This window comes from Rhodopseudomonas sp. (assembly GCF_036404135.1).
Classification (GTDB): Bacteria; Pseudomonadota; Alphaproteobacteria; order Rhizobiales; family Xanthobacteraceae; genus Rhodopseudomonas_A.
Genome location: NZ_DASWPE010000151.1, coordinates 1 through 16,063, shown reverse-complemented (window position 1 = coordinate 16,063; position 16,063 = coordinate 1). Strand labels below are relative to the sequence as shown.

Below are 16,063 nucleotides of genomic sequence, written 5' to 3'. Positions count from 1 at the left end.
TCCCGGCGGCGCTGCCGCACGTCTTCGTCGGGCTGTTCATGGGGCTCGGCGCCTCGTTCGCGGTGCTGGTGGTGGCGGAGATGATCGGCGTCAAGGCCGGGCTCGGCTGGTACTTGCAATGGGCGCAGGGCTGGGCCGCCTATGCCAACATGTATGCTGCGCTGATCGTGATGTCGCTGTTGTGCTCCGGCGCCATCACCTTGCTGTTCCGGGTGCGCGACTGGTTGCTGATTTGGCAGAAGGGCGTCGTGAAATGGTAGCGCTGGCGCTGCAGCAGGAGGTGCCGCAGCCGGCCGGTGCCGCGCTCGACATCGCCGACGTCAGCCATCACTTCGACATCGACGGCAAATTGCTGCCGGTGCTGGATCACGTCTCGCTGCGTGCCAAGCCCGGCGAGTTCGTGGCACTGCTGGGGCCGTCGGGCTGCGGCAAGTCGACCTTGCTGCGGCTGGTCGCGGGGCTGGAGCCGCCGCGCTCGGGGCATCTCACCGAGGACGGCCGCGTCATCCGGGGACCGCATCCGTCGCGCGTTGTGGTGTTTCAGGATCCGACGCTGTTTCCCTGGCGCACGGTGTGGAAGAACGTCGCACTCGGGCTGGAGGCGCAGGGCATCATCAAGACCGAGCGCCACCGCGTCGATGCCGCGATCGAGCTGGTGGGCTTGAGCGGCTTTGCCAACGCCTATCCGCATCAATTGTCCGGCGGCATGGCGCAGCGGGTGTCGCTGGCGCGTGCGCTGGTCAACGACCCGCAGATTCTCATTCTCGACGAGCCGCTCGGCAAGCTCGATTCGCTGACGCGGCTCAGCATGCAGACCGAGATCGTCTCGCTGTGGCAGCGCAACGGCTTCACCACGCTGCTGGTGACGCATGACGTCGAGGAGGCGCTGTTCCTGGCGCAGCGCGTCATCGTGTTCAGCGACCGGCCGGCCAGCATCAAGGCCGACATCACCGTGGAGCGGCCGTATCCGCGGCGCCGCGGCGACGCCTATCTCGCCGAGCTGCGGCAGCAGATCCTCGGCCTGCTTGGGCTCGACGCGACCTGGTGAGCTGCATTAGCAGTGACCTGTAGCCCGGATGAGCGTAACGACATCCGGGACGGCTCGTCGAGTGATCTCCATTCGACAGCCGTCATTGCGGGGCGCGAGCAGCGAAGCTCGCGAGCGAGCCCGGAATCTCGCAACATGTGGCGGAGGCTTGCACCCGCAGCAAGAGTCCGGTTCGCTCGTTCTGGCGAATTCGCGCCCCGGAATGACGGCCCTCATGCGGATCTGGCGTCGATGATTATAGCGTTTTCGAGCGAAGTGGATCCCGGTTCGCGTGAAGAAGACGCGTCAAAATAACAATCTAGAGCTCCGGTTCTGATTCTATCAGAACCGGAATAGCTCTAGTGCCGGGTCTTGTTGTCGACGTTGAGAAACGGCCGCCGCGCGGATTCGTGTTTTTCGAACAGTTCGAGCCAGCGGCGGTCTTCCGGCAGCGACCAGTCGGAGCCGCCGAGCTGCGAGCGCGGGCAGGAATTGGCGATCGCCTCCTCGAGCCGGAAGAACTCCTCGGTCTCCTCGAAGCTGAGCCCGATCAGCACCCGGTGGCCCTGCGCGTCGAGCTGATAGCGGTCGTCGTCGTCGATCATCATGACGCCAGATGCGCCGCCTGCGGCGCGGCGTCAACGCGTAGATGCACTTAACCTAACCGCTCAACCTTAACGGCGCGGCCGACATGGTTAACCGCGGCTGAGCGCACGGCACGAACAGATCGTTAAAGAAGTTGTTCGATTGTGCGCGGATGACGCGCGGAGTTCGTTTGTATCTCGTCGGCTCCTTGATGCTTGTCTCGTTGGCGGGTTGCGGCCGCGGATTGTTTCAATCCGCCGAGCGCGAGCCCTGGCGAGCCGAGGCCGAGGTCGCATGTCTGAAATCCGGCGCGGTGAGAGAGACCCCGGACCTGGTGCGGATCGATCCGATTTCCGGCCCCGGGGTGTGCGGCGCCGAATTCCCGCTCAAGGTCGCAGCCTTGGGCGAAAGCGCCAGCCTCGGCTTTGCCGATGAGTTGCGCCCGCCGGGCGAAGTCGGCAACAGCCAGCCGCGCTGGCCGGTCAACCCGCCGCGCGCCGCGCCGAATTCCTATCCGGTGAGCCCGGCGGCGCAGCCGGGATACCAATCCTCGGCCGGGCCGATGACGCTCAATCCGCCCGGCGTGGCCCAGCCGCAGGAGGACATCGAGCTGCCGCCGGAGGGAAGCTGGCAAGGCGGCGCCGGCGCCATGGAACCGCCGCGTTATCGCCCGGCTTCGGCCGCAGCGCCCGGCGAGCGCGGCGCTGCCGCAGCTTTGCCGCAAGATTTCTCGCAGCCGCGGCTCGGCCCCGGACCCGACAATAGCGTCACCGGCGCGGTCGGTCCGGTGGCGGTGAAGCCGGTGGCGACCTTGGCCTGTCCGATCGTCTCGGCGCTCGACAAATGGCTGGCGGACGCGGTGCAGCCCGCGGCGCAGCGCTGGTTCGGCGTCCGCGTCGTCGAGATCAAGCAGATCTCGGCCTATTCCTGCCGCGGCATGAACGGCAATTCGCGCGCGCATATTTCCGAGCACGCCTTCGGCAACGCGCTCGACATCGCCGCCTTTACGCTCGCCGACGGCCGGCGGATTTCAGTCAAGGACGGCTGGAAGGGACTGCCGGAAGAGCAAGGCTTCTTGCGCGACGTGCAAGGCTCGGCCTGCCAGGTGTTCAACACCGTGCTGGCGCCGGGCTCCAACGTCTATCACTACGATCACATCCACGTCGACCTGATGCGCCGCTCGAGCCGCCGCATCATCTGCCAGCCGGCCGCGGTGTCCGGCGAAGAGGTCGCGGCACGCGCGCAGCAGCACAACCCCTACGCATCGAATTCGCCGGCGATCACCGGATCGTTGGGCGGTCGCCACGCCACGCCGCCGCGGCACAAGCCGGCCGGCGACGACGACTACGACGACGAGTAGTCGGCGCCCGGTGCGGCGAGATAGGCGGCGAGAAACATCCTTGTGGCGCTGTCGACGACCTTGGCGATCTGCTCGGGCGAGGGCGCCGGCGTCGCCTGGAAGATGAAGGGCAAGAACAGCGAGGCCTGGCAGCACATCATGAATTGCGAGGCGGCGAAGTCGCAGTCGTCGATCGTGAGCACGCCGGCCTCGACCTGGGTCTTGAGATAGGCGCCGAGCCGGCCGACGGTGGTGGCGATCACCCGCTGGTAGTAGCCGCGGCCGATCTCCGGCATCCGTTCGGCGATCGCCATCACGGTGCGGATTGCCGAGCCGCCGCGCGGGTTGCACAACAGCCGGATATAGGCCTGGCCGAATTTCGGCAGCGCAATGCCGACCTCACCGTCGAGGTCGAAATCGAACGCCAGAATGCCGAGCTCGCGACTCTCCTGTTCGACGATGGCGCCGAACAGCGAATTCTTGTCGGCGAAGTAGACGTACAACGTGCCCTTGGACACGCCGGCCGCCTTGGCGATCTCTCCCATGCTGGCGCCGTCGAAGCCGAGCTCGAGAAAAACCGCGCGCGCGCCCTCGAGAATCTGCCGGCGCTTGGTGCAGTCGTCCTCGCTGTGCGGGCCGTGTGCCGGGCCGGGAATTGCAACCATTGCTTTAGACTGTCCGAGGAAAAGCCGTCCGCTGAAGGATTTCGAAGGGCCGTTGCCGTTACCGTTTCCGCAACCAGAATCTACATTGACCGAACCGTTCGGTCAATGATAAATTGCCTGGCAGTTGAGGGCGATGCCGACGGCGTCCGGCCCGATAAATCTCGTCCAAGGAGCCTGCGATGGCCGGAAGCCGCGACCAGACTGCCCGCATCCTGCCTGTCGACTCGGATGCCGACAGCGCCGCGGCGCGCGTTGCGGCGCCCGCCCATGATCCGGTTCGCGCGGTGCCCGAGGAGGCCCCGCGGCCTCGCGCCGAAGCGCCGCCGCAGGATCAGCATGCGGCGGCCGAGGTCGCGCCGCGCCCCGCCGCCAACACCTCCAACAAGCGTAAGCTGATCGGGCTCGGCGTTGCCGCAGTGCTGGCGCTCGCCGCGATCGGATTCGGCGTCAACTACATGCTGGTCGGCCGCTTCATGGTCGGCACCGACGACGCCTATGTGAGGGCCAACAACACCACGATCGGCGCCCGGGTGTCCGGCCATCTCGCCGCGATCCTACCCGGTGACAACGTTCAGGTCCGCGCCGGCGACGTCGTGTTCCGGATCGACGACGGCGACTATCGCATCGCGGTGGAGTCCGCGCGCGCCAAGATCGCCACCCAGCAGGCGACCATCGAGCGGATCGGCCGCCAGGTCACCGCGCAGATCAGCGCGGTCGAACAGGCCAGGGCGCAGCTCGCCTCGGCCGACGCCGCATCGAAGCGCGCCGGGCTCGATTTCGATCGCCAGCAGGCGCTCTCGACCAAGGGCTTTGCGTCGCGCGCCACCTTCGAAGTGTCGCAGGCCGGCCGCGATCAGGGCACCGCGGCGGTGCAGGCCGCGCAGGCCGCCTATGCCGCGGCCAGCGACAACGTCGAAGTCACCAAGGCGCAGCAGCTCGAGGCCCGCGCACAGCTCGTCGAACTGCAGTCGGCGCTGGCCAAGGCCGAACGCGATCTGGATTTCGCCACGGTGCGCGCGCCGGTCGACGGGGTGTTTTCCAATCGCCTCGTCAACACCGGCGATTACATCCAGGCCGGGCAGCGGCTCGGCAATGTGGTGCCGCTCGACGACGTCTATATCGACGCCAATTTCAAGGAGACCCAGCTTCGCCGGCTGAAGCCGGGCCAGAAGGTCGAGATTTCGGTCGATGCCTTCAGCAACCGCAGCATCGAAGGCACGCTCGACAGCCTGTCGCCAGCGGCCGGCGCGGTGTTCACGCTGCTGCCGCCGGACAATGCCACCGGCAATTTCACCAAGATCGTGCAGCGCGTGCCGGTGCGGGTGAAGGTGCCGGCTGAGGTGGCGCGCGAGAACATGCTGCGCGCCGGCATGTCGGTCTACGTCAGCGTCAACACCAAGGACTAAGCGCTTCCGGCGCCAAGCCAGCGTCGACGCCAACCCGCGGAAAGCCTCATGTCGGACACCACAGCAACTCCGGCGATCGCCGGCGCCCCGCCGGCACCGCCGGTGGCGTCGGATCACATCGCGCCGATCCGGCTATTGGCGTTCCTGATCATGGTGTTCGGCATGTTCATGGCGATCCTGGACATCCAGATCGTCTCGGCGTCGCTGTCGGACATCCAGGCCGGATTGTCGGCGAGCTCCAGCGAAATCTCCTGGGTGCAGACCGCCTATCTGATCGCCGAAGTGATCGCGATTCCGTTGTCGGGATTTCTGTCGCGCGCGCTCGGCACCCGCTATCTGTTTGCGATTTCGGCGGCGGGCTTCACCGGCGCCAGCCTGATGTGCGGCTTCACCTCGTCGATCGAGCAGATGATCCTGTGGCGGGCGATCCAGGGTTTCGTCGGCGCCGGAATGATCCCCACCGTGTTCGCCTCGGCCTATACGGTGTTTCCGCGCAGCAAGTTTCACATCGTCGGTCCGATCATCGGGCTGGTGGCGACGCTGGCGCCGACCGTCGGGCCGACCATCGGCGGCTACATCACCGATCTGATGTCGTGGCACTGGCTGTTCTTCATCAATGTAGTGCCCGGCATCGGCATCACCATCGGCGTGTTGCTGCTGGTGGATTTCGACGAGCCGCATTTCGCACTGCTCGATCATTTCGACTGGTGGGGGCTGGCCTTCATGGGCGGCTTCCTCGGCTCGCTCGAATACGTGCTGGAGGAGGGGCCGCGCAACGACTGGTTCCACGACGATTCGATCGCCAGCTTCGCCGTGGTCTGCGTGCTGTCGGCGGTGGCGTTCTTCTGGCGGGTATTGACCGCGCACGAGCCGATCGTCGACCTCAGGACCTTCGTCAACCGCAATTTCGGCCTCGGTTGCATGTTCGCCTTCGTGGTCGGCATCGGGCTGTACGGCCTGACCTATCTTTATCCGCGCTATCTCGCCGAAGTGCGCGGCTACAGCGCGCTGATGATCGGCGAGACCATGTTCATCTCCGGAGTGGCGATGTTCGTGTCGGCGCCGATCGTCGGCCGGCTGATGCAGAAGGTCGACATGCGGGCGTTGATCGCGATCGGCATGCTGCTGTTTGCGTTCGGCACCTGGCAGATGACCTGGATGACCCGCGACTTCGACTTCTACGAATTGCTGTGGCCGCAGATCTTCCGCGGCGTCGGCATGATGATGGCGATGGTGCCGGTCAACACCGTGGCGCTCGGCACGCTGGCGCCGGCGCGGCTGAAGAATGCCTCCGGGCTGTTCAATTTGATGCGCAATCTCGGCGGCGCGGTGGGGCTCGCGGTGCTCAACACCACGCTCGACGACCGCACCGATTTCCACATCTCGCGGCTGCACGACAAGGTGACCTGGGGCAACGCCACCGCGGTCGAGACGCTGAACCTGTTCACGCAGAAATTCCAGGGGCTCGGCGACGCCTCGATGATGGCGATGAAACAACTCAGCCAGATCGTGCATCGCCAGGCGGTGGTGATGAGCTTTGCGGATTCGTTTCTGCTGATGACGGTGATCTATGTCGGGCTCAGCACGCTGGTGGTGCTGCTGGCGAAGCCCGGCAATCCGGCCGGCGCGCCGGCCGAGCATTAGTCGTAGTTCGGGTGGGCAAAGCGACTTGTCCGCCATAGCTCGCAGAGCGACGGCGGAAGCGTGCCCACCACATTTGCCGAACGGTTTGACGTTGGTGGGCACGGCGCGAGCGCGCCTTTGTCCACCCGACGCAAGCTGTCATTCCGGGGCGCGAGAGCGAAGCTCGAGCGAACCCGGAATCTCGCTCCAGGGCCCGGCGCTTTTACATGCAGCAAGATTCCGGGTTCGCTTGGCCTTGCGGCCTCGCGCCCCGGAATGACTGGGGAGTGACCAAGCGACAGCATCGAAATCGCGTCGGAACTACGCCGCGGCGTCGATGAATTGCGCGATCGCCTTGTTCTGGCGCAGCGTCGCCAGTTCGTCGGGCCGCGGCAGTTGCGGCCGGTCGCGGTCGGCGTTGACCAGACAGAGGAAGCCCAGCACGTCGCCGGCATTGGCGCGGAACTGGTGCCAGGTCAGCGGTGGGATGAACACCAGGTCGCCGACAGCGACGTCGCTGATCACAGCGCCGACCAGGCATTGGCCGCGGCCGCGGTGAATCATCACCGCGTGCACATGCTGATGCCGCTCCAGCGTCGAATAGCCGCCCTCGGCGACCTCGAAGTAGCGCCATTCGCAGCCGAGCCGCGGATCGGAAAACAGCACCTGCCGCGTCACCGAGCGGAACGGCGCGCTGTCGTCATTCTTGTAGGCCATCAATTCGACGTCGTGCCATCGGCCGGGGCCTGCGGCTGCGCGGACGCCGGGCTGTTCGGTCTGCGGCTCGATTTCGCCGTGCGTCATCGTTCTATCGTTGACCATAGTCGGCAACCTTATTGACAAATCGTGACGCTTGTTCGGTCAGCTGCTCGCGCGCGGCCAAGAGGCTGCCGCCGATCAGCAGCATGACATCCTGCCCGTAGAACTGCAGCAACTCATTGACGCGATGCAGCATGATGCCCCCCGCCGGCGTCGGGATGCAAGCGTTCAATTCGCCCCAGGGCTGCCGCGCCGCCCGCGCCAGTTCCAGGCAGGTGTCGGTGGAATAGGCAAAGCGGCCGCCAAAGTTCGGAAACACCGTGATATCGGCGCCGAACAGCCGGAACAGCCGGCCGAGCAGCAGCGGCGGAGCAATTCTGGCGGCGCCCGCCATCGCCGGATGCGCCACCACGACGAGGCCGGCGGCTTCGTTGACGATAGCGTGAAAATTCGCAAGCCCGACGATCATCGGCGCCACCAGCAGCGCGCCGATTCCTTCATTGCGGATGATGCCGAGCTGGCGGCGCATGTCGTCGAGCGTGCCGGAGACGTGCGGCGCGTAGAGCGTCCGTCCGCCGGTTTTGGCATTGGCGTCGCGCACCGCGCGACCGACCGCGGCGGCGCGCGCCGCGAACGGGCTGAAAGCCTGGTCGGCGATGCCGTGATCGTCCTTGATCAGATCGACGCCGCCCGACGCCAGGCGATGCGCAAGGCTGGCCAGCGCGTCGGGCGACAGGCCCTGCGGTTTCAGCGCCGAGGCGGTGAGGGCGCGCTGCGGCGCGCCGAGCCGGGCGCGCAGGCCGGCGAGTCCGACCCGCGGTCCGCCGAACGCTTCGAGGTAACTGTTTGGCAATGCGATGTCGGCGAGCGCGATGTCGGGCTGGATCGAGCTGTTGCCGAACAGCATGTTGAGCAATTGCCCGGGCTCGGCCGGCGCGGTCGCAGCCGCAAGGCCAATCTGCACCGCATAGCGGCCGGGCGCGAGCTCGGCGATGTCCTCGACCCGGCCGAGGATGTTGTCGAGGATCGCCGGATCGTTGATGGCGTCCAGCGGGCATTCGACGCTCTGCTCGATGGCGAGACCCAGCGCCCGCTGCTCGATGTGGTGGGCGTCGCTTGTGATGTGATAGGTGGCGAGGATGCGGGGCTCGGTCATCGGCGGATCATTTCGGGCTGTGCGGCCCACGGCACCAACTGGCGAGGGGCCCGGCGAGTTGCGCCGAACCCCTCGTTCGTAAGGATCAGCCGGCCTGTAAGCCGGGTTCTGGAGGGCACCGCCCGCTTGCACGGACGATACGCGACGGCCATTCCTCTGGGACAACGTTTGCACGCTGCCTCTAGCAACCTACCCGGACGGCGAGCCTGACATCGCCCTGCGGAGTTATCGCCTGATAAGCGAACTGTCCGCGTTGCCGCCCCTATTCGGTTTTGCTCCCGGTGGGGTTTACCCTGCCATTTCCGTTACCGGAAACGCGGTGCGCTCTTACCGCACCTTTTCACCCTTACCCGGCTTCGTCCTTGCGGACTTCGCCGGGCGGTTCGTTCTCTGTGGCACTTTCCCTGGGGTCGCCCCCGCCGGACGTTATCCGGCACCGTATGTCGATGGAGCCCGGACTTTCCTCCCTCGCAGCCTTTCGACCGTAGCGAGAGCGGCCGTCCGGCCGACTGACCGCCCCTGCATGCGGGCTCGGCGCCGCCGCGTCAAGGGTTGCCGTTACAGCCGGGTCGCAACCGCGGCGGCATCGCGCCGGCTGTCGAGCAGCATTTGCAGCGTGGTCAGCGTCGAGGCATCGGCGATGCCGTCGACCCGTTGCGGGCGGAAATGGCGCTGGAACGCGGTCACCACGTCGGCGGTGGCCGGGTCGTAGCGCCCGTTCGGCGTCAAGCCGTAGCCGTAATCGGCCAGCGCCCGCTGCAGCGCCATCACCTCGTCGCCGTCGGTGCCGAGCTTCAGCACCTCGCTGCGCACGATCGGCGCCGGCGGCACCCAATGCCCGACCGCGGAATCCGACAGCGCCTGCCAGGGAAATTTCTCGCCCGGATCCTTCTTGCGCGAAGGCGCCACGTCGGAATGCGCCAGCACCCGATGGCCCTGCACGCCGCGCCGGATGATGATGCCGCGGCACAACGCGATGGTCGCCGCGACCTGGCGCAGCGGGAAATCCGGATAGCCCCAATCGTGGCCGCGATTGACGATCTCGATGCCGATCGAGCAGGAATTGATGTCTTCCTCGCCGGCCCAAGAGGCGACGCCGGCGTGCCAGGCGCGGCGCGACTCCGGCACGCATTGAATCACCCGGCCGTCTTCCAGCACCACGTAATGCGCCGAGACCTCGGTGCCGGCCTGGCACAGCCGCGCCAGCGCGCCCTCGACGTCGGGCATCCCGGTATAGTGCAGCACGATCATGTCGGGCAGCCGCGACTTGTTCCGCTCGCCATGATTGGGCGACGGAATCACGTCGGAGACGACCGAGGAATCCGGGGTGAAAGTCTTCATCTCTGCGACGCCCTTGGGAACGGGGAGGGACCGTCGACGCTTCGGATCGATGGGGGCAGCGGGAAACGAACCAGAGAGCATGGGACAACCTAATCCGGGCGGGAGGACGGCAGCGATGCCCCGCAGTCCACCGGCTGCTGCGGCCTAAAGCTATTCCGGTTCTGATAAAATCAGAACCGGAGCTCTGAGATTGTTATTTTGACGCGCTTTCTTCACGCGAACCGGGATCCACTTCGCTCGAAAACGCTATCGTATCCGGAGCCGGAGTCGCGGTGCAACGATTGCATGACACGGCGCCGGCCTTTTCTGTGGAGTGTGGACGCCCGGCATCACTCGCCGTTCTTGGTCAGGGATGCCCGGCCGCGCGCGGGCAATCCGACCGATCCCGTCAACGATTTCTTAACGCTAAGTGACGTTACTCAGTGCTGAAAAGCCGAGCCCGGTGGGGTTCGGCCGCGGCCCTTTTGACGCCCGAGCCATGGCAACCGATCGAATTCCATGCGGCGCGCCGGGTTGGCCTGCACGGCACGGGCCGGAGGCTTGCTGCGCGCGCGGGATCGGTCGGTCACGCGACCTTGCCACCGGCCGCCGGGACGGCGGCAAGGCTCGGAAATCAAGGCTCGGAAATCACGGGTGGAATGGGCTGGTTGATGTCGGATTGGGGCAGCCGCCGCGGGCGCGGCACAACGCAAGGTTCGGGGCATCCCGGATGGCGCCCCCGTGCGGCCGCAGGCTCCCGCCGATGACCGAGCCCACCCGCCATATTCCGGTATTAGGCCAGGAAGCCGTCGAGCTGTTGGCGCCGCGCGATGGCGGCGTTTATGTCGACGCCACCTTCGGCGCCGGCGGCTATTCGCGGCTGATCCTGGCGGTCCCGGGCAGCCGGGTGATCGGCATCGACCGCGACCGCACCGCGATCGCCGGCGGCTTCGACCTGGTCGATCGCTCGGCCGGCCGGCTGACGCTGGTCGAGGACCGCTTCTCCCATCTCGCCGAGGTCTGCGCGGCGCAGGGCGCCGGGCTGGTCGACGGCGTGGTGATGGACGTCGGCGTGTCCTCGATGCAGCTCGATCAAAGCGAGCGCGGCTTTTCGTTCCGGCTCGACGGTCCGCTCGACATGCGGATGGGGCAGAGCGGCCCCTCCGCCGCCGACGTGATCGCGGTGGCCTCGGAGGCCGAACTCGCCAACATCATCTACATTTTCGGCGAGGAGCGGCATTCCCGCGCGGTGGCCCGCGCCATCGTCGCCGCCCGCGCCGCCGCGCCGATCGTCACCACCAGGGCGCTGGCCGACATCGTCGGCAAGGTGGTGCATGCCAAGCCCGGCGAGATCCACCCGGCGACCCGCACGTTCCAGGGCGTGCGGATCTTCGTCAACGCCGAGCTCGACGAGCTGCATCTGGCGCTTAGCGCCGCCGAGCGTGTGCTGAAGCCGGGCGGCCGGCTGGCGGTGGTCTCGTTCCATTCGCTGGAAGACCGCATCGTCAAGAATTTCTTCAACGCCCGCGGCAAGACCGGCGGCGGCTCGCGGCATCTGCCGGAGCGCGACCAGGCGGCGCCGAGCTTTACCATCCTGACCAAGCGCCCGATCACCGCCGGCTCCGCCGAACTCGCCAGCAATCCCCGCGCGCGCTCCGCCAAGCTGCGCGCCGGCGAACGCAGCGCGGCGCCGGCCCATGCCGGCGACGAATTGCCGGCCTGGCCGACGCTCGACGCCGTGATGGGGAGGCGCTGACGATGCGGCTGATCCATCTTCTTGTCATCGGCGCCTTGGTGTTCGCCGCGGCCTATGTCTACCAGATTAAGATGGAATCCACCGCGCGCACCGAGCGGGTGCTGCGGTTGCACGCCGAAGTCCGCGAGCAGCGCGAAGCGATCGCGGCGTTGCGCGCCGAATGGTCCAAGCTCGACGCGCCGCTGCGGCTGCAGGGGCTGGCCGAGCGGCACCTGAAGCTGAAGCCGGTCTCGGCGCAGCAATTCGATTCTTTGAAGAACCTGCCGGAGCGGCCGCCGAATCTCAATCCCAATGAGTCCGACTCGATCGGGGCGATGATCGACACCATCGATCCCGACATCATCACCGGTTCGTTGCCGGCGCCGGAGGTCGGGCGGTGAGCATGCAACAGACCTCCAAGCCGCGCCCCACCGAGCCCTGGCGACAGCGGCTGATCCGCAGCCTGCTGTACGGGCGCAACGTCGACCGCTCGATCAAGGCGCGGGCGCGGGTCGGCTTCGCCATGCTGGCCTTCGCCGCGATCTACGCGGTGATCGGATTTCGTCTGGTCACCATCGCGGTGATCGGCGACAGCCACGGCGCGCGCCGCGCCGCCGCGCAGGACGCGGTGGCGACCGCGCGGCCGGACATCGTCGACCGCAACGGCGAAGTGCTGGCGACCGACGTCAAGACGCCGTCGCTGTTCGGCGAGCCGCGCCGCATCATCGACAAGGACGAGGCGGTCGAACTTCTGACCGCGACGTTGCCCGATCTCGATACCGCCGAGGTCCGCGAGCGGCTGTCGTCGAAGAAAGGCTTCGTCTGGCTGAAGCGGGAAATCACCCCACAGCAGCAACTGGAAGTCCGCAAGCTCGGCGTTCCCGGCATCGGTTTCCTGCGCGAGAACAAGCGGGTCTATCCGTCCGGCCCCGCGGTGTCGCATCTGATCGGGCTGGTCAACATCGACAATCAGGGCATCGCCGGCATCGAGAAATGGCTTGATACCAACGGGCTTGCCGACCTGCACCGCGCCGGCTTCGCCACCGACCGGCTGCAGACGCCGATCGAACTCGCGGTCGACCTGCGGGTCGAGCACGCGCTGCGCGACGAACTGATGAAGGCCAAGGAAAAATACAGCGCCAAGGCGGCTTCCGGCCTGGTCTCCAACGTGCGCACCGGCGAGATCGTCGCGATGGTGTCGCTGCCCGATTTCGATCCGAACAATCCGCGCGAGGCGCACGACCCCGATCGGATCAACCGGCTGACCACCGGCGTCTACGAAATGGGCTCCACCTTCAAGACTTTGACGCTGGCGATGGCGCTGGATTCCGGCAAGGCCAATCTCAACACGCTGTACGACGCGCGTGGCGCGCTGCATTTCGGCAAGTTCGCGATCCACGACTCCCACAGTCTCGGCCGCGCCATCACCCTGACCGAGGTGTTCACCTATTCGTCGAACATCGGCGCGGCGCGGGTCGCGCTGGCGCAGGGCGTCGAGGCGCACAAGGCGTTTTTGAAAAAGGTCGGCCAGATGGATCGGCTGCGCACCGAATTGCCGGAAAGCGCCGCGCCGATCGTGCCGAAGCGCTGGAGCGAGCTTAACACCATCACTATTTCGTTCGGCCACGGCATCGCGGTGGCGCCGCTGCAGGCGGTGATGGGCATCAACGCCATGGTCAATGGCGGCTACCTGATTCCGCCGACCTTCCTGAAGCGCAGCGAGCAGGAAGCGATGGAGCTCGGCAAGCGCGTGGTGCGCAAGGACACCAGCGACAAGATCCGCTACCTGATGCGGCTGAACGCCGAAACCGGCACCGCCAAGCAGGCCGACCAATTGGCCAAGGGCTATTATATCGGCGGCAAGACCGGCACCGCCGAGAAGGTGGTCGGCGGCCGCTATTCGAAGAAGCAGGTGCTGAATTCCTTCACCGCGATCCTGCCGGCGGACAATCCGCAGTTTCAGGTGCTGGTGATGCTGGATGAGCCGAAGGCGCTGCCGGAGACCCACGGCTTCATCACCTCGGGCTGGAATGCGGTACCGGCCGGCGGCAAGGTGATCGCCCGCATCGCGCCGCTGTTGGGAATCGAGCCGCGTTTCGATCTGCCGCCGTCCGACCGCCTCATTCTTGCGGCATCGAAGGCGACTCAATAGGCGATTCCGCCGGTTGAAGACGTCGGCGGAGCCGGCGCAATCGGTTGCGCCGGGGTCTGGTTGCGCTAAAAGCTCCTGACCCTCGGACGTCGGTTGTTCGCATGCGCCGGACTGGATGAAGATGAAGCTTCGCGAGCTGTTCAGCGATGATGTTGCGATCGCGGCCGAGCCGGCTGGGATCGAGGTCGGCGGCCTCGCCTCAGACAGCCGCGCGGTGAAGCCGGGCGACCTGTTCTTCGCGCTGGCCGGCGTCAAGACCGACGGCGCGCGCTACATCGACCAGGCGATCGCCAATGGCGCGGTCGCGGTCGCCGGCGAACAGTTTCCCGAGGCCGAGCCTGGCGTGGCGCTGGTTCGCGTCGCCAATCCGCGGCGCGCGCTGGCGCTGGCTGCGGCGCGGCTGTATCCGCGCCAGCCGGCCACCATCGCCGCGGTCACCGGCACCAGCGGTAAGACCTCGGTCGCCGCCTTCACCCGGCAGATCTGGCAGCGACTCGGCTTTGCCGCGGCCAGCATCGGCACCATCGGCCTGGTGACGCCGCAACGCAGCGTCTACGGCTCGCTGACCACGCCGGACCCGATCGCCCTGCATCGCGAGATCGACGAGATCGCCGGCGAGGGCGTCACCCATCTGGCGCTGGAAGCCTCGTCACACGGGCTCGATCAGTTCCGGCTTGACGGCGTCAAAGTCGCGGCCGGCGGCTTCACCAATCTGTCGCGCGACCATATGGATTACCACCCCGACGTCGCGCATTATCTTGCGGCAAAGTTGCGGCTGTTCACCGATCTGGTGATCGACGGCGGCGCCGCGGTGATTTCCGCCGATCACGACCATTCCGCCGCGGTGATCGCCGCGGCGCGGGCGCGCGGGCTGCGGCTGATCACGGTCGGTCGCAACGCCGACCGTCAGGACGGCATCCGGCTGGTCGCAGCCTCCATCGACGGCTTCGCGCAGCGGCTGATCGTCGAACATCACGGCCGCGAACGCGGCCTGCGGCTGCCGCTGGTCGGCGAATTCCAGATCGAGAACGCGCTGGTCGCGGCCGGGCTCGTCATCGGCACCGGCGGCGACGCCGAACAGGCGTTCGCAGCGCTGCAGCATCTGGAAGGCGCCAAGGGCCGGCTCGAACTGGTCGGCGACCGCAACGGCGCGCCGATCTTCGTCGACTACGCGCACAAGCCGGACGCGCTGGCCAAGGCGCTGCAGGCGCTGCGGCCCTATGCCAGGCGCAAGCTGATCGTGGTGTTCGGCGCCGGCGGCGACCGCGACGCCGGCAAGCGGCCGTTGATGGGCGCGATCGCCGCTGAACAGGCCGACGCCGTCATCGTCACCGACGACAATCCGCGCAGCGAAGATCCCGCCTTGATCCGCGCCGCGATCCTGGCGGCGGCGCCCGGCGCCAGCGAAATCGGCGACCGCGCCGAGGCGATCCGCACCGCGATCGGCGCGCTGCAGGCCGGCGACGCGCTGTTGATCGCCGGCAAGGGCCACGAGACCGGACAAATCATCGGCGGCCGGGTGCTGCCGTTCAGCGACCACGAGGCCGCTGCGGCGGCCCTTTCATCGAGCGCCGCATGAGCAATTTGCCCCTTTGGACGGCCTCGGCGATGGCGGAGGCGATGCGCGCGACGGCAGCCGGCGAGCTGCCCGACGCGATCTTCGGCATCTCGATCGACAGCCGCACGCTTGTTCCGGGAGATGCGTATTTCGCGATTCGCGGCGACGTCCATGACGGCCATGACTTCGTTGCTGCGGCGTTGAACGCCGGCGCCGGGCTCGCGGTGGTGGAGCGCGCGCAGCGCGACAAATTCCCGACCGATGCGCCGCTCTTGGTGGTCGACGATGTGCTCGACGGCCTTCGCGATCTGGCGCGCGCGGCGCGGGCGCGGCTCGGCGCCAAGGTGATCGCGGTCACCGGCTCGGTCGGCAAGACCTCGACCAAGGAGGCGCTGCGCACCGTGCTCGCCGCCCAGGGTGAGACCCACGCCTCGGCGGCGTCGTTCAACAATCACTGGGGCGTGCCGCTGTCGCTGGCGCGTTGTCCGGCCTCGGCGAAATTCGCGGTGTTCGAGATCGGCATGAATCATCCGGGCGAGATCGAGCCTTTGGTGGCGCTGGTGCGCCCCGAGGTGGCGATCATCACCACGGTGGAGCCGGTGCATCTGGAATTCTTCGACAGCGTCGAGGCGATCGCCGACGCCAAGGCGGAGATCTTCACCGGGCTGGAGCCGCACGGCGCGGTGGTGCTGAACCGCGACAATCCGCAATTCGCAAGGCTGCGCCAGCGCGCCAAGT

Annotated in this window: 15 protein-coding genes and 1 other RNA gene; 10 read left to right on the top strand and 6 right to left on the bottom strand. The window is 67.0% G+C overall.

Annotation, left to right across the window (positions count from 1 at the left end; genetic code table 11):
* Positions 1-260, top strand: a 260-nt coding sequence (locus VGC77_RS18070) for an ABC transporter permease subunit (RefSeq protein ID WP_331172947.1), incomplete at its 5' end; no start/stop codon positions are given.
* Complete coding sequence (locus VGC77_RS18065) at positions 254-1,048, top strand: ABC transporter ATP-binding protein (RefSeq protein ID WP_331172946.1); 795 nt, start codon at positions 254-256, stop codon at positions 1,046-1,048. The genes VGC77_RS18070 and VGC77_RS18065, both read left to right, overlap by 7 nt.
* 338 nt (positions 1,049-1,386) lie before the next feature.
* On the opposite strand, the gene VGC77_RS18060 is transcribed toward VGC77_RS18065, so the two are convergent.
* Entirely contained in the window at positions 1,387-1,632 is a 246-nt protein-coding gene (locus VGC77_RS18060; RefSeq protein WP_331172945.1) for a hypothetical protein, read from the bottom strand.
* A gap of 152 nt (positions 1,633-1,784) precedes the next feature.
* Here VGC77_RS18060 and VGC77_RS18055 point away from each other — a divergent pair, with 152 nt between their 5' ends.
* A complete protein-coding gene (locus VGC77_RS18055; RefSeq protein WP_331172944.1) occupies positions 1,785-2,972 on the top strand; it encodes an extensin family protein in 1,188 nt (395 codons plus the stop codon).
* Here the strand turns inward: VGC77_RS18055 and VGC77_RS18050 are convergent.
* Complete coding sequence (locus tag VGC77_RS18050; protein ID WP_331172943.1) at positions 2,957-3,616, bottom strand: TetR/AcrR family transcriptional regulator; 660 nt, start codon at positions 3,614-3,616, stop codon at positions 2,957-2,959. The genes VGC77_RS18055 and VGC77_RS18050 overlap by 16 nt on opposite strands.
* A 179-nt stretch (positions 3,617-3,795) precedes the next feature.
* Here VGC77_RS18050 and VGC77_RS18045 point away from each other — a divergent pair, with 179 nt between their 5' ends.
* Together VGC77_RS18045 and VGC77_RS18040 are read left to right on the top strand one after the other, a co-directional pair.
* A complete protein-coding gene (locus VGC77_RS18045; RefSeq protein ID WP_331172942.1) occupies positions 3,796-5,022 on the top strand; it encodes an HlyD family secretion protein in 1,227 nt (408 codons plus the stop codon).
* Between the two features lie 48 nt (positions 5,023-5,070).
* Positions 5,071-6,666: a DHA2 family efflux MFS transporter permease subunit gene (locus VGC77_RS18040; protein WP_331172941.1), complete on the top strand. Its 1,596-nt coding sequence runs from the start codon at positions 5,071-5,073 to the stop codon at positions 6,664-6,666.
* A 300-nt stretch (positions 6,667-6,966) separates the two neighbouring features.
* Here the strand turns inward: VGC77_RS18040 and VGC77_RS18035 are convergent, their stop codons facing one another.
* From VGC77_RS18035 to VGC77_RS18020, 4 genes are all read right to left on the bottom strand, one after another.
* Positions 6,967-7,449: a cupin domain-containing protein gene (locus tag VGC77_RS18035; protein WP_331172940.1), complete on the bottom strand. Its 483-nt coding sequence runs from the start codon at positions 7,447-7,449 to the stop codon at positions 6,967-6,969.
* A 4-nt stretch (positions 7,450-7,453) separates the two neighbouring features.
* On the bottom strand, positions 7,454-8,560 hold the full coding sequence (locus VGC77_RS18030; protein WP_331172939.1) for a RuBisCO large subunit C-terminal-like domain-containing protein: 1,107 nt from the start codon (positions 8,558-8,560) through the stop codon (positions 7,454-7,456).
* 81 nt (positions 8,561-8,641) lie between these two features.
* An RNA gene (gene rnpB, locus VGC77_RS18025) (RNase P RNA component class A) lies at positions 8,642-9,073 on the bottom strand.
* A gap of 45 nt (positions 9,074-9,118) precedes the next feature.
* The gene (locus tag VGC77_RS18020) at positions 9,119-9,982 is read right to left on the bottom strand and encodes an N-acetylmuramoyl-L-alanine amidase (RefSeq protein WP_331172938.1); all 864 of its coding nucleotides are present in this window, start codon (positions 9,980-9,982) and stop codon (positions 9,119-9,121) included.
* Between the two features lie 661 nt (positions 9,983-10,643).
* On the opposite strand from VGC77_RS18020, the gene rsmH reads away from it, so the two are divergent.
* From rsmH to VGC77_RS17995, 5 genes are all read left to right on the top strand, one after another.
* Positions 10,644-11,636 (top strand): 16S rRNA (cytosine(1402)-N(4))-methyltransferase RsmH, encoded by a 993-nt coding sequence (gene rsmH / locus VGC77_RS18015; RefSeq protein WP_331172937.1) that lies wholly within the window; start codon positions 10,644-10,646, stop codon positions 11,634-11,636.
* Between the two features lie 2 nt (positions 11,637-11,638).
* Positions 11,639-12,016: a cell division protein FtsL gene (ftsL, locus tag VGC77_RS18010; protein WP_331172936.1), complete on the top strand. Its 378-nt coding sequence runs from the start codon at positions 11,639-11,641 to the stop codon at positions 12,014-12,016.
* 2 nt (positions 12,017-12,018) lie between these two features.
* Complete coding sequence (locus VGC77_RS18005; protein WP_331172948.1) at positions 12,019-13,767, top strand: penicillin-binding protein 2; 1,749 nt, start codon at positions 12,019-12,021, stop codon at positions 13,765-13,767.
* A gap of 121 nt (positions 13,768-13,888) precedes the next feature.
* Positions 13,889-15,346 (top strand): UDP-N-acetylmuramoyl-L-alanyl-D-glutamate--2,6-diaminopimelate ligase, encoded by a 1,458-nt coding sequence (locus tag VGC77_RS18000; RefSeq protein WP_331172935.1) that lies wholly within the window; start codon positions 13,889-13,891, stop codon positions 15,344-15,346.
* Positions 15,343-16,063, top strand: a 721-nt coding sequence (locus tag VGC77_RS17995; RefSeq protein ID WP_331172934.1) for a Mur ligase family protein, incomplete at its 3' end; no start/stop codon positions are given. The genes VGC77_RS18000 and VGC77_RS17995, both read left to right, overlap by 4 nt.

Excerpts from the sequence above, each read along its gene's own strand:
- VGC77_RS18065 (WP_331172946.1), top strand. The coding sequence starts at position 254 with ATGGTAGCGCTGGCGCTGCAGCAGGAGGTGCCGCAGCCGGCCGGTGCC.
- VGC77_RS18060 (WP_331172945.1), bottom strand. The coding sequence starts at position 1,632 with ATGATCGACGACGACGACCGCTATCAGCTCGACGCGCAGGGCCACCGG.
- VGC77_RS18055 (WP_331172944.1), top strand. The coding sequence starts at position 1,785 with ATGACGCGCGGAGTTCGTTTGTATCTCGTCGGCTCCTTGATGCTTGTC.
- VGC77_RS18050 (WP_331172943.1), bottom strand. The coding sequence starts at position 3,616 with ATGGTTGCAATTCCCGGCCCGGCACACGGCCCGCACAGCGAGGACGAC.
- VGC77_RS18045 (WP_331172942.1), top strand. The coding sequence starts at position 3,796 with ATGGCCGGAAGCCGCGACCAGACTGCCCGCATCCTGCCTGTCGACTCG.
- VGC77_RS18040 (WP_331172941.1), top strand. The coding sequence starts at position 5,071 with ATGTCGGACACCACAGCAACTCCGGCGATCGCCGGCGCCCCGCCGGCA.
- VGC77_RS18035 (WP_331172940.1), bottom strand. The coding sequence starts at position 7,449 with ATGACGCACGGCGAAATCGAGCCGCAGACCGAACAGCCCGGCGTCCGC.
- VGC77_RS18030 (WP_331172939.1), bottom strand. The coding sequence starts at position 8,560 with ATGACCGAGCCCCGCATCCTCGCCACCTATCACATCACAAGCGACGCC.
- VGC77_RS18020 (WP_331172938.1), bottom strand. The coding sequence starts at position 9,982 with ATGCTCTCTGGTTCGTTTCCCGCTGCCCCCATCGATCCGAAGCGTCGA.
- rsmH (WP_331172937.1), top strand. The coding sequence starts at position 10,644 with ATGACCGAGCCCACCCGCCATATTCCGGTATTAGGCCAGGAAGCCGTC.
- ftsL (WP_331172936.1), top strand. The coding sequence starts at position 11,639 with ATGCGGCTGATCCATCTTCTTGTCATCGGCGCCTTGGTGTTCGCCGCG.
- VGC77_RS18005 (WP_331172948.1), top strand. The coding sequence starts at position 12,019 with ATGCAACAGACCTCCAAGCCGCGCCCCACCGAGCCCTGGCGACAGCGG.
- VGC77_RS18000 (WP_331172935.1), top strand. The coding sequence starts at position 13,889 with ATGAAGCTTCGCGAGCTGTTCAGCGATGATGTTGCGATCGCGGCCGAG.